The organism is Pseudoalteromonas sp. MMG033 (assembly GCF_057197785.1).
Genome location: NZ_JBXVAL010000002.1, coordinates 271,223 through 282,932, shown reverse-complemented (window position 1 = coordinate 282,932; position 11,710 = coordinate 271,223). Strand labels below are relative to the sequence as shown.

The window sequence follows — 11,710 nt, the reverse complement described above, 5'->3', positions numbered from 1 at the left end:
CTTATTCTAAATCAATAAAAACACCTAGTGAAAATGATAGTGTAATTTGGTACTCAAGTTGAACGTGATAAAAATAAAGAACAACAAAGCGTGTTATAAAAGTGGCTATAATAAAGAATAATTGACTTGTGGGTATGTGATCATAGCTGAGCTGAATTAAAAGTTGGTAAGTTTACTCGCTTCATTCTTTTCACAATCGGCTCTTTAAATGTATAGCATTGCTTTAGATCATAACTGTTATATAAGGCGATATTACCATTTTCAACGAAGTAAAAAGCTCGCTGATTAAAACGTTGTGATAATCTTTGAGCAAGTGATAGAGAAATATTTAGAGAAATACTCAACTCGCGATAGGACATATCGTGGTTGCCACCATAAAGATATTTTATGGGAGCAGGTATGCGAGAAATTAATTTGATGCCTCTTTTTTGAATTTTTTTATTTTTATAACAGCACAAAATGTCACCATGCTCATTCCAAAGGCTGATGATGGCACCATTTAAATAATGAGATGTTGACATGAAAGGGTAAAAATAAACCTCTTGATATAACTGCCAAAGTGCTTCAGAAATAACCATGTTTCCATTATTACTATTATAATTCTTCATTAAGACAACTCCTACTGCGATGAAAAAAGGCATCCGCATACCAACCTATAAATAATTCAACTTTAACAGCATAAATTACGGACCCACTTGGGAATTATTTTACTCCTAAAGTATGAGTTGATACTACTTGGATATTATTTGGTTTTTATTAATTTTCTTATTGATTCAGCTATCAATACGTATAAGCTTCACGGGCCTTTCACATTCCTTACCCTACTATAGTACTCCTAACCAAAGGAGAGTCGTTATGAAAAATTTTGTCTTATTTGCAGGTATTTCACTGTGCAGTTCAATTGCTTTTGCTGATGAGCAGAGACAGGTATTGATGGTATTGAGCAGCTACGGCGCAGTGGATGAAAATCAAACTTTGATTAAACCTGGGTTTGAGTTTGGAGAGCTAACTAAGGCCTACTACGTATTTAAGCGTCATGGTATTGAGGTTACTTTGGCTTCACCTTCAGGCGGTAAACCAATTGCAGATAGCTATGATAAATCAGCGCCTTATAATGAAAGGTTTTTAAAAGATGAGGCTGCATTATCATCATTAGCTAGTACTTATAAATTGGATGAAATTAATGCCAATCAGTTTGATGGTGTATTCATCGTCGGTGGTAAAGGTCCCATGTTCGACTTGCATCAACATGAACCATTGAAAAAGATCATCGCAAAAATATATGAACGTGAGGGCGTAGTTGGGGCTGTTTGCCATGGCCCGGCAGCATTAGTCGATGTGCAGTTAAATGATGGCCAATATTTGGTTTCAGGTAAACGCGTCAACGGGTTTACCAATGCTGAAGAATCGGCTTTTGGATCAAAGTGGCTTAGTGATTTCCCATTTTTACTGCAAGACAAACTGGTGGAAAGGGGCGGCATATTTGAACAAGATTCAGTCATGCTGAATCAAGTGACTGTTGACGGTAGAGTGATCACTGGGCAAAACCCTTTTTCTACAGTGGATACTGCCCGAGCTATGGTATCTGCACTTGATATTGAGTTATTACCGGAGCAACATTACCGTGATGATGCCACGGTTAAATTGTACGAATTGTTTTTAAATGATAGGCAGTTAGCGATTGATAAGTTGCAAACGGAACCACAAAGATATGATCTAAAAATGCTTGCAATGATAAGTGTTGTGCAAGTTAATAATGCCACGAGTGAATTTCAAGTTAGCGCTAGTGCGACATTATTAGAATATATCTTACCTAAATTTTCTCACCCGATTATTATCACGACACTTGCAAAGGCCTATGTACGTTTGAATCAATTTAAAAACGCATCAAAAGTGCTCGATTTAGGAATCAAAAAATTTCCTGATAATCAAAAAATAAAATCTTTTATTGCAAATTTTTAAGTTTGAATAAAGGGTCAAAAAACAGGCCCTTTTAGAAAAAAATAATGAAAAAATACTACATCATGAAATTTCTTAATACGAGTAAAAAAAAGCTAAATAATCGACTGTGATGAATACCGGAATAAACTGCATTTTTCCAAAATAAAGTGAGGGCTTTTTGTTCTGATATGTGTTTTTTTTGTATGGATTTTGTTTATTCTAGGTGTACAATTGAGCTTTTTTGTTTCTTTTGTACTCAATTGGGTAATAAGTTTCTATTAACAAAAGTCATGTGAAAATATGATGTAATTCATTCCAATATACCGATTTGAACGATAAAATAAAGGTGCTTTTAAAGTCATATATAAAGGAAGTATATTGTTGATCATGAATTTAAGTGATAAAGAAAATACTGACTTTACCTTTGCGGTATTTGGTCATTATGCACTGAATAAAAGGAAACGTTCGTTAACATTCTGCGGTGAAAGGGTTAAAGTTGAACCCCTGATCTACGACCTGTTAGTTTACTTTATTCAGCACAGAGATCGCGTGATTAGCCGCGATGAATTGTGTCGAGAAATTTGGCAACAAGAATACGTCGATAACAACGCGATAAACCGTGCTGTGTCAGAGCTTCGTCGTAGTATTTCAAAGCACAACTTAGAAGGTGAAGTAATCAGAACCCACTATAAAAAGGGGTATAGTTTTAATTTAGCTGTGAAATTAGACCCTCGTCCGAGCCTGTTTCAATGGCTGTCACGACTGTTTAATCAGTCCCCTATGAGAAAAGGAAAATTAACGTAAATGAGCACAAGGTATTGACGAACATAGAGCTAATTGCTCTTGAATATAACAACAAGTATAAAAATATTCATTTCTCGTGCTTAAAAAGTCAAGGTGTAAGTCTTTGCTGCATTATTGACGTCTAATACAATTTTGCTTGGTAAAAATAGAATATGGCTATGTGCTATATTTTTACCAAGCACCTCGTTATTTCACAATCATTTCACGCGCTGCCATGGTAAGCTTTGCACACATCACGCAGAGATGGTACTACTATGGATATACAGTTAACTTCACATAAAATCGGAATGCAATTCAAAGTGTTAGTGGTTGAGGATAATCTTGAGATCAGCCGTAATATTGCCGAATATTTTGAGTCTCGTGGTCTCATCCTAGACTTTGCATATGATGGGAGGCTGGGAGTAGATCTGGCGCTGCAGCATTATTACGACTGCATTATTCTTGATATTATGTTGCCTGAATTGGATGGTTTAGCTGTGTGTGAAACATTGCGTACAAAAGCAAATCGACATATCCCCATTATTATGTTGACGGCGCGCGATGCATTGGATGATAAGCTGGTGGGTTTTAATACCGGTGCAGATGATTATCTAACGAAGCCATTTGCGCTTGAGGAACTGTTTGTGAGATGCCTTGCTCTGGCTAAACGTCATTTACTTAACTGTGAAAAAACTTTGCAGTTGGGCGATATAAGCCTCAATGCGCAAACACAGCAAGTAGAGCGAGCTGGGCAGCAGATCTCGTTGCAGCCCATCCCTTTAAAAATTCTTCAGTTATTAATGGAACATCACCCGAGACCGCTTAGCCGAAGTGAACTCAGTGATAAAATCTGGGGTGACGAACCAACAGATTCCGATGCCTTGCGCTCTCATGTTTACCAGTTGAGAAAAGCCATAGACAAACCATTTGAAAAAGCCTTGATAAAAACAATTCATAGTGTCGGTTTGGCACTAGACATAGCGTGACCCTATGAAAGCTCGCCAATTACGTACTCGGATCATTGCCTACTTTGTTGGGATTTCACTCTTTATTAGTGTTTTGTTTGGGGTTGTGTGCTTTTTATTTGCATACACAATCGAAGACCATCTTTTTAATGTCATCCTCAAAGATGAAGCCAATTATGTTTCTCAGCAGCTTAGCTTGGGTAATACCCCTGTGCCTCGGTTGGAGTTTATTGAGTATCTTGAAGATAAACAGCAGCTTCCACAGTTTATTCAAAATACCTTACAAGAATCGCCGAATGCAAGCGAGTTCTCGTCTCAGGGAGACCTGCATTATCATCTGATGTGGCTAGATCAAGGGCTATTATTGGCGGAAGTGAGTGAGCAGCTCGTCGTTAGAAAACTAAAGCTTGGCATGTTTAACTTTATGCTCGTTGCATTGGGCATTGTTTTGCTTGTAGCCATTATACTGGCGTATTTATCATTGGCGATGGCTAAAAAGCTCTTGAAACCTTTAGATAAGTTAGTTGAGATTGTCGCTGAGGCGCCCGTTGAAAAGCTACCTCAAAACTTTTCTGAGCAATTCGTCAAAGATGAAATTGGTGGCTTTGCACGTACGTTAGAGCAGGCACTTGACCGTATACGTAAATTTATCGATAGAGAGCAGGCTTTTACTCGGGATGCCTCGCATGAACTACGCACTCCAATTGCAGTAACACAGGGTGCATTAACGTTACTAAAGCAAGAGAAATTAAGCGAGAAACAACAGGAGTTAGTTAATCGTGCTGCCGCTGCCCAAGCGCAAATGACACAAAGTGTTGAATTATTACTTGCGTTAGCGAGAGAGGAGACGATTCAACAAACAAACGTTAAGTTGTTACCCATTGTTGAGAGCTGCGTGTTACAACAAGCCCCTAAAATTGCCAATAAAGATATTTCAGTAGAAGTTAATGTATCAAGTAATGCAGCTATTGCGTTGGGGGAAAGCGCCTTAAACTTGATATTGAGTAACCTGATTGGCAATGCTTTTGCTCATGTAGAAAGTGGCTCAGTGACAGTGAATTTTACAGACAACACTCTGAGTATTATAGATACGGGCCAAGGGATCCCAAATGAGCTATTAGATCGGATCTTTGAATCAGGAATAAAGAGCGAGTCCAGTTCTGGGTTAGGAATGGGATTATCCATCGTTTTTAGATTGTGCCAACGATTGGATATTGATCTATCGCTCGAAAGCAACCAGCAGGGAACTGTATTCCACTTAACTTGCGCAGATAGTTAAAAGCTTGCAGCGTTTGCTACAAGCTTTATGTCGGGTGAACGCGTCTAATGTGGTTCAGGTGGGGCTTGTTGGACCAATCCCTTATTGATGAGCTCTTTGGTAATGCGCTTTGATATCAGTGAGGCGATAGCTTTATTGTGATCAAGCATCGTGTGTTGCGCATTTACTGCTCTTGTGGAGACCATGGCTTTGCTTTGATCACCTTTGTCAAACAGGGGAATTTGAAACTTGTCCGTCAGATGCACAGTGGTGTTATGCGAGTTATAACTAGTTGATGGAGCTGAATACGAAGAGCCTACCGACGAATACGCTGGTGTTGTATGTGTGGTGGTGGAATGTGACGTTTGCATGTGTTGTGAAGTAGCTCTATTTTCAATCGTGCTTGTGCACCTGTTTTTGCAAATGTTTGCTGGTCATACTCTCGTGTTGGGGCAAATATATCGATTGCTTTTATACACTTAGCGGTACTTAACTTAAGATTGATTTGTTTACACTCTCTCTTCAATAAGTGTCTTCATTTTTAAATCAGCAACGGCTGCCTCTACCATTAAACTGGAATACTGAGTAGAGTTAAATTGCGGATCCACATAACTTTGCATATCTACCGATGCGCAACTTGATAAAGTCACAACGGTCATTGCAGTGACTAAATCCTTTTTCTTTTAATTTCCTTAAAATTAAACTTCTTTTAAGGGGAGCTAGCTTTGAGTATTAGATGGGTACATTTCTACTGAATTTATCAATGAGTTGTACCCAAAATTCTTTTTGGGTACATTGAATGTAATGATTTAAATCATTTTTTCAAGCAGCTATGACTTTTTCAACCAAGAATCAACTTGTTTTTCCATAAAGTCTCTAATAATTGGCTGTGCTTTTTCATTGGGGTGCAAGTTATCATTTTGCATTAAGGTTTTATCGACAGCGACAGGTACCATAAAGTAATCCATTAAATAGGCGCCTGTCTCTTCGGCGACTTTTTGGTAATTGCCAGTAAACATTTTGGTATATCTAGGGCCTAAGTTTGGTGGGATCTGAATTTCCATTAACGCGACCTTTGCGCCGCTTTTCTGGCTCTTAGTGACTAATTGCGTCAGGTGTTTACGAATAAGCTTGATTGGAAAACCACGAATACCATCATTGCCACCTAATTCAATCAAGACATGGCTGGGTTGGTGTGCTTTGAGTTGGGCATCAATGTTGAGCAGTGCGTTGTCGGTTGTTTGTCCAGATACGCTCATATTGACCAATAAGATCGATTTTTTCTTTTCAACGTACTTATTTTGTAACAAATTAACCCAGTCTTGGTCTTGTTTAAGTCCGTAACCCGCACTTAAGCTATCACCTATGATCATAATTTTAGTTTCGCTTGCAAACGCCATAATAGGCTGAGTTAGACAGGCGAGGAATAGCACAAGTTTTAGGAAAATTCGAATCATGTCAGTACTTTCTCAGTTAAATGTTATTCAGGTCAAAGGGCTTAACAAAACAGTCAGTACCTTTGAGGGTGACTTAGATATCCTTAGCGATATCAATTTCACTGTCAAGTCTGGTGAGTCTGTCGCAATCGTTGGTACGTCAGGTTCTGGTAAATCAACACTACTTAGTTTACTTGCAGGTTTGGATACCGGCTCTGCAGGTGAAGTTTTTCTCGATGGTGCAGCGCTACACAAACTAGACGAAGAAGAAAGAGCGCGTTTGAGAGCAGAAAAAGTTGGCTTTGTCTTTCAGTCATTCATGCTAGTGCAAAGCTTAACAGCGCTTGAAAATGTGATGTTACCTGCTGAGCTGGCAGGGGACAAAGGTGCTAAACAGCAAGCCAGTGAATTGCTGGAAAAAGTGGGCTTGTCGCATCGAGTGAGCCACTATCCATCTCAATTATCTGGCGGTGAGCAACAACGAGTGGCCATTGCTCGTGCATTTATCGGCTCACCAAAAATTTTATTTGCTGATGAACCATCCGCTAATCTTGATAGCAAAAACGGGCATCTAATCGAAAAGCTGTTGTTTGATCTCAATAAGCAAAATGGGACAACATTGATTTTAGTGACGCATGATGAAGCGCTTGCACGCCAGTGCGACCGCATCATTCACATTGAAGCTGGGCAACTCGAAAAGATCCGTGAAGGAGAAGGAGCAACAGTTCATGTGGTTTAAGTTAGCACTTACTTTATTTTCAAGAGAGCTGCGCCGAGGGGAGTTAACGATCATATTCGCTGCGATAGCGCTGGCGGTGTTAACTGTGTTTAGCCTATCCTCAGTCACCGAACGCATTCGCCTGAATATTGAACAGAAATCGGCAGATTTTATTGCAGCTGACAGACGATTGGCGAGTAACCATCCACTGGATGACGCATTTATCGTAGAAGCACAAAAGCTAGGTTTGCAAACCGCGCGACAGATGTTTTTCGACTCAATGCTATTTGCCAATGATGAACTTGTACTTGGGTCAATCAAAGCAGTATCTGAGGGGTATCCGCTAAGAGGTGTGGTCACACTGAAAGATGGCTTTGAGCAAGCTGATTATGAGGTGCAAGGTGTCCCTCAACGGGGAAAAGTTTGGCTCAGTGAAGGCTTATTTTATAGTCTAGGGCTGGCTATTGGCGATGAAGTTGAAATAGGCGCGGGGGTTTTTCGTGCCAGTAAAATCTTGGTGAATGAACCTGATGCGCCATTTTTCTCTTTGGCTGGCAATAAGCGCGTATTGTTGAACTATACCGATATTGGCACGACTCAAGCGGTACAACCAGGCAGCCGCGTGTTTTATCGCATGTTATTTGCTGGTGAAGAAGCGGTCCTCACTGATTACTACGGTTGGTTAAAGCCGCAAATGCGAGACAATCAGAGATGGCAAGGGATCAAAGACCGCCAATCACCGCTTGGTGAAAACTTAGAGCGTTCAGAGCGCTTTTTACTACTGGCGGGTTTATTTGGGATTATGCTCGCTGCGGTGGCGATGGCAGTGTCTGCAAAGCGTTATTGTGAGCGCCAGTATGATCCGGTTGCTATGATGAAAACACTGGGCGGAAGCCGTGCGACGATCCGCAATATCTTCCTTTTGCATCTGTGTTTGGTGACCATGTTTTCGGTCACTATTGGGCTCGCGATTGGCTATGTGTTGCAAGCGGTTGCAACTGATTATCTAGCAAACTTTATGGATGCACAGCTCCCACAAGCAGGTTTTAAGCCATGGCTTTTGTCTATCACCATAGGTGTTGTCTGCGCATTGATGTTTTCGTTGAAGCCGTTGTTAGACTTATTTGATATTCCACCGCTACGCGTATTACGCCGTAATCTAGGTGATAAATTGGCAGTGAGCCGAGCGCATATGGCTTTATCTGTCTCGACTATTTTTGTTCTTATGTGGTTCTTTAGTGGTGAATTAAAAACGACATTACTGTTATTTGGTGGCACCGCTATTTTGATGTTAGTTCTGTTTGGAGTTTCAAGATTACTGTTTAGTGCTGGCAGAAAATTGGGCTTAAGCCCCGGAAGTAGTTGGTCACTGGCGATTGCAACCTTGCAAAAGCGTGCCAATGCCAATGCGGTTCAATTAATCAGTTTCGCGCTGGCTATCAAACTCATGTTGTTTTTGTTTGTATTAAAAAATGATTTGATCTCTGATTGGCAGATGCAAGTACCTGAGGACGCGCCCAATGCATTTTTGATTAATATCAGCGAGCCTGAGGTCACAAGTATTGAATCCTTTTTTGTGCAAAACAATATTTCTCATGCTGATTTTTATCCCGTATTCCGTGGCCGAGCCAATGCCCTTAACGGTGAAAAGTTTGCACGCACTGCGTCTAAGCAGGAGGGCGAAGAGCAGGATGAAGATGCAGCAGAAGGCGCAGGCCGAGAGTTAAATTTAACATGGATGACAAAGTTGCCAGAAGGTAATGAAGTCATCGAAGGCACTTGGTTTGACCCGAACAGTGAAGAGCTTGAAGTCTCTATCTCAAAAGGCATGGCTGAGGGCATGAACATAAAGATAGGTGATCGACTCACCTTTTTAGTGAATGAACAGAGCTTTGAAGCCAATGTTACGAGTCTACGCAGTGTCGATTGGGGGTCATTAAAACCAAATTTTGTGATGATATTTAACCCCAAGGTGGCGGGCAAGTTCCCAGTGACCTACTTTACTGCAGCGCAATTCTCTGAGGGCGATGAAAAAACGGTCAGTCAATTATTACGAGATCATCCTACGGTCAGTATGATTGATATAAAAAGCCGCTTGGAGCAAGCACAGTCAATGATTGCTCAAGTCTCTTTAGCGATTAGCTTTGTACTCGCCATCGTACTGACCAGCGGCGCTTTGGTGCTGATCTCTCAAGTTCAGGCTAGCCTTGCTGAGCGTATGCAGGAGATAGTTATTTTGCGTACCCTAGGCGCCAGAGGTCGGTTAATTAAATTGGCGACCTTGTATGAGTTCCTACTGCTTGGGGCATTAGCTGGGTTTGTCGCGGCGTTAGTGAGTGATGTCACTTTGCTAATAATACAGCGTGAGCTATTTGAGGTAGAAGGTAAATTACACCCATATGTGTGGGTTTTAGGCCCATCCTCGGGGGCGCTATTTGTTGCTGTTATCGGCTACTTTATGGTGGCCAGTACGATGCGGCAAAACACGCAAGGCCTACTTAGAAAATTAGCTTAAATTAAAAAAGAGGTAACTTAGTTACCTCTTTTTTTAGGTCTATTCATCATGGCATATTACAAAATGCCAATTTGCTTGAGTGTTGCTCGCGCTTTATCTACACGTATTTTAACCATGTCATTGAATGTCGGTGCATGCATGTTAAAGGCAAAGTAGTGCGTGCCTTGTGCATTTTCGATTTTACCTACATACCAGCCAATATAGGTCTTTCGAGCAATCGGGCCTGTTCCTGTTTTTGCATATAGTTGATAGTCAGGGCGACTTTCTTGCAAAAATATAGACTCAAAGGTTTGATAAGTTTGTTCGCTTAACCCTAAGGATTTAGTATCTAGACGGCGTAAAAACTCAACCTGCTCAAATGCTGAAACCTGTAGGCTGGAGTTGAGCCAAAAGCCATCTAAGGGTCCATTGATGTCTTGGTTTCCATAGTCAAATTGAGATAAGTAAGTTTTAATATCAGGCTTACTTAGGGTATTCGTCCAATCTTGATAAAGTGGCAGTACAGAATAGCTGAATGCCTCTTTTAGCACGATTTTTTCTTGATGCCATGCCTTTGGCCACCATTTTTCAGGGGAGTATACATTCGTATTAACTTGATACGTCGTTTTGGTATCTATCTTATTTTGCTCAAGTAAAATGAGTGTATTGGGGATCTTATAAGTTGAAAAGGGGCTAAATGGACGCTCAGCACGGGATTTATTTATAACTTGCCATTTATCAGATTGCTCACTGTACACAACCATGGTGCATTGCTCGTCTTTTTTACACCCTGCAATGGCGATGGCATGATTGGTCGCAAACAGTAACCCCCCTGAAATGAGTAACGACGGCCATGGTAATCGCATAATTTTCCTTAGTTCTATTATTATTTTGTGCCAAAAGTATATTAAATATGCTGAATTACCCCTGAACTGTGGCAACCATCGAAGTCATATAAAGCTGAGATCTTTTTGCCATCACAACAGTGCCTTGTGTTGAATTCGCGAACGAAATTGGCTTGGCGTACAGGCTTTTATCGCAAGAAAACGGCGATTAAAATTAGATAAATTGTTAAAGCCGCATTGGTCGCTGATCACAGTAATAGGTGCTTTTGAATTAATCAGTAATTTGCAGGCTTTGGCAATGCGTAATTGATTAATGAATTCCGTGACTGTTTTTTCGGTGCGCTTTTTAAAAAAGCGGTGAAAGTGATTTGTACTCATATGTGCTTGCTCTGCTAATAAGTCCGCATTGAGCTGCTCAGTGTAGTTCTCGTAGATAAAATTAATCACCTTATCAAACTTATCTTTTGCCGGATCTTGTTGATTGGCATAGTTAAACTCCATGCTTGATAGCGTGCTATATTCGCTGGTGGCCATCAAATTAAGCATATTAAACAATAAAACATAGCGTTCAAGCGGGTTCGCATCGGCCATTTTGATAAAGATTTGCTCTGTAGCCCTTGCTAATTGAGTACTGAACTTTAAGCCACATTTGGCTTTATGAAGCAGTGAATGAAGGCTTTCGAACTCTTTATTTAGTCTGAGTTGTTGCTCAAGCCATAGTGCAGGGATCTGGGCAACGTATACTTTTTGCATGCTGCCGTCTAAGTTAGGCTTGGATTGCCAAGTATGGGGCAGTTCCGGCCCGAGTAAAACTAAGTCGTAATCAGAAAAAGGCGCGATGTAATCACCAATATGGCATACCCCTTTGCTATTTAGAGTCAGGCAAATCTCGTATTCAGGGTGGTAATGCCAGTTAAACGGGATTTCATTTAACTGATATAAGCAATATCGCCAAGAACAATTTGTCGAGGGAATAATCTTTTCGCACATCGCTCTCATAATATTATCCTTAATTTTATTATTTGATTGTTATTAAAATATTTTAATGAGCACATGTTATGAGGGAATATTATGTTGGTGACATCTATTACCCCCCATTTCACTGTTACATATATTTAAATATTTCATCACCTAGGCGCAAAGCGGTGATACATTTCAACTTGATAATAATACTTATCTATTCACTTACTTGGTTTCCTAAAAAACCTACCTTTACAGAAGAAATACGTTAAAAAGGTGTGTTTCTTGCGATGACAGCGCTGTTCATTGA

General features: G+C 40.3%; 11 protein-coding genes. 6 read left to right on the top strand and 5 right to left on the bottom strand.

Translation table 11 applies throughout. From position 1 onward, the window contains the following. Positions 1-140: 140 nt before the first annotated feature. Positions 141-608: a hypothetical protein gene (locus tag AC2CZC_RS22555; protein WP_484585521.1), complete on the bottom strand. Its 468-nt coding sequence runs from the start codon at positions 606-608 to the stop codon at positions 141-143. Positions 609-855: 247 nt separating this feature from the next. On the opposite strand from AC2CZC_RS22555, the gene AC2CZC_RS22550 reads away from it, so the two are divergent. The 4 genes from AC2CZC_RS22550 (at position 856) to AC2CZC_RS22535 (ending at position 4,968) form a co-directional block, all read left to right on the top strand. Next, complete coding sequence (locus AC2CZC_RS22550) at positions 856-1,962, top strand: type 1 glutamine amidotransferase domain-containing protein (protein ID WP_484585520.1); 1,107 nt, start codon at positions 856-858, stop codon at positions 1,960-1,962. 366 nt (positions 1,963-2,328) lie between these two features. Next, positions 2,329-2,745, top strand: coding sequence for a winged helix-turn-helix domain-containing protein (locus AC2CZC_RS22545; protein WP_063364413.1), 417 nt, complete (start codon positions 2,329-2,331; stop codon positions 2,743-2,745). A 254-nt stretch (positions 2,746-2,999) separates the two neighbouring features. Then, a complete protein-coding gene (locus AC2CZC_RS22540; protein ID WP_484585519.1) occupies positions 3,000-3,710 on the top strand; it encodes a response regulator transcription factor in 711 nt (236 codons plus the stop codon). A gap of 4 nt (positions 3,711-3,714) precedes the next feature. Continuing rightward, positions 3,715-4,968, top strand: a complete 1,254-nt coding sequence (locus tag AC2CZC_RS22535) for a sensor histidine kinase (RefSeq protein WP_484585518.1) — start codon at positions 3,715-3,717, stop codon at positions 4,966-4,968. 488 nt (positions 4,969-5,456) lie between these two features. Here the strand turns inward: AC2CZC_RS22535 and AC2CZC_RS22530 are convergent, their stop codons facing one another. Both AC2CZC_RS22530 and AC2CZC_RS22525 read right to left on the bottom strand, forming a co-directional pair. Further along, positions 5,457-5,606 carry a hypothetical protein gene (locus AC2CZC_RS22530; RefSeq protein WP_484585517.1) on the bottom strand — a complete coding sequence of 50 codons (150 nt, stop codon included), beginning with the start codon at positions 5,604-5,606 and terminating at the stop codon, positions 5,457-5,459. A 171-nt stretch (positions 5,607-5,777) separates the two neighbouring features. After that, complete coding sequence (locus AC2CZC_RS22525; RefSeq protein WP_484585516.1) at positions 5,778-6,404, bottom strand: arylesterase; 627 nt, start codon at positions 6,402-6,404, stop codon at positions 5,778-5,780. On the opposite strand from AC2CZC_RS22525, the gene AC2CZC_RS22520 reads away from it, so the two are divergent. Both AC2CZC_RS22520 and AC2CZC_RS22515 read left to right on the top strand, forming a co-directional pair. After that, complete coding sequence (locus AC2CZC_RS22520) at positions 6,403-7,122, top strand: ABC transporter ATP-binding protein (RefSeq protein ID WP_484585515.1); 720 nt, start codon at positions 6,403-6,405, stop codon at positions 7,120-7,122. The two genes, AC2CZC_RS22525 and AC2CZC_RS22520, sit on opposite strands and share 2 nt — an antisense overlap. Continuing rightward, positions 7,112-9,616 carry an ABC transporter permease gene (locus tag AC2CZC_RS22515; RefSeq protein WP_484585514.1) on the top strand — a complete coding sequence of 835 codons (2,505 nt, stop codon included), beginning with the start codon at positions 7,112-7,114 and terminating at the stop codon, positions 9,614-9,616. Before AC2CZC_RS22520 ends, AC2CZC_RS22515 begins: the two co-directional genes overlap by 11 nt. Before the next feature lie 56 nt (positions 9,617-9,672). On the opposite strand, the gene AC2CZC_RS22510 is transcribed toward AC2CZC_RS22515, so the two are convergent. Together AC2CZC_RS22510 and AC2CZC_RS22505 are read right to left on the bottom strand one after the other, a co-directional pair. Next, a complete protein-coding gene (locus tag AC2CZC_RS22510; RefSeq protein ID WP_484585513.1) occupies positions 9,673-10,461 on the bottom strand; it encodes a penicillin-binding transpeptidase domain-containing protein in 789 nt (262 codons plus the stop codon). Between the two features lie 111 nt (positions 10,462-10,572). Beyond that, the gene (locus AC2CZC_RS22505) at positions 10,573-11,439 is read right to left on the bottom strand and encodes an AraC family transcriptional regulator (RefSeq protein ID WP_484585512.1); all 867 of its coding nucleotides are present in this window, start codon (positions 11,437-11,439) and stop codon (positions 10,573-10,575) included. Positions 11,440-11,710 lie beyond the last annotated feature (271 nt).

What these genes read in the sequence shown, in the direction of transcription:
- AC2CZC_RS22520 (WP_484585515.1), top strand. Translation starts at nt 6,403, where the DNA reads ATGTCAGTACTTTCTCAGTTAAATGTTATTCAGGTCAAAGGGCTTAAC.
- AC2CZC_RS22545 (WP_063364413.1), top strand. Translation starts at nt 2,329, where the DNA reads ATGAATTTAAGTGATAAAGAAAATACTGACTTTACCTTTGCGGTATTT.
- AC2CZC_RS22515 (WP_484585514.1), top strand. Translation starts at nt 7,112, where the DNA reads ATGTGGTTTAAGTTAGCACTTACTTTATTTTCAAGAGAGCTGCGCCGA.
- AC2CZC_RS22550 (WP_484585520.1), top strand. Translation starts at nt 856, where the DNA reads ATGAAAAATTTTGTCTTATTTGCAGGTATTTCACTGTGCAGTTCAATT.
- AC2CZC_RS22540 (WP_484585519.1), top strand. Translation starts at nt 3,000, where the DNA reads ATGGATATACAGTTAACTTCACATAAAATCGGAATGCAATTCAAAGTG.
- AC2CZC_RS22555 (WP_484585521.1), bottom strand. Translation starts at nt 608, where the DNA reads ATGAAGAATTATAATAGTAATAATGGAAACATGGTTATTTCTGAAGCA.
- AC2CZC_RS22535 (WP_484585518.1), top strand. Translation starts at nt 3,715, where the DNA reads ATGAAAGCTCGCCAATTACGTACTCGGATCATTGCCTACTTTGTTGGG.
- AC2CZC_RS22530 (WP_484585517.1), bottom strand. Translation starts at nt 5,606, where the DNA reads ATGACCGTTGTGACTTTATCAAGTTGCGCATCGGTAGATATGCAAAGT.
- AC2CZC_RS22525 (WP_484585516.1), bottom strand. Translation starts at nt 6,404, where the DNA reads ATGATTCGAATTTTCCTAAAACTTGTGCTATTCCTCGCCTGTCTAACT.
- AC2CZC_RS22510 (WP_484585513.1), bottom strand. Translation starts at nt 10,461, where the DNA reads ATGCGATTACCATGGCCGTCGTTACTCATTTCAGGGGGGTTACTGTTT.
- AC2CZC_RS22505 (WP_484585512.1), bottom strand. Translation starts at nt 11,439, where the DNA reads ATGAGAGCGATGTGCGAAAAGATTATTCCCTCGACAAATTGTTCTTGG.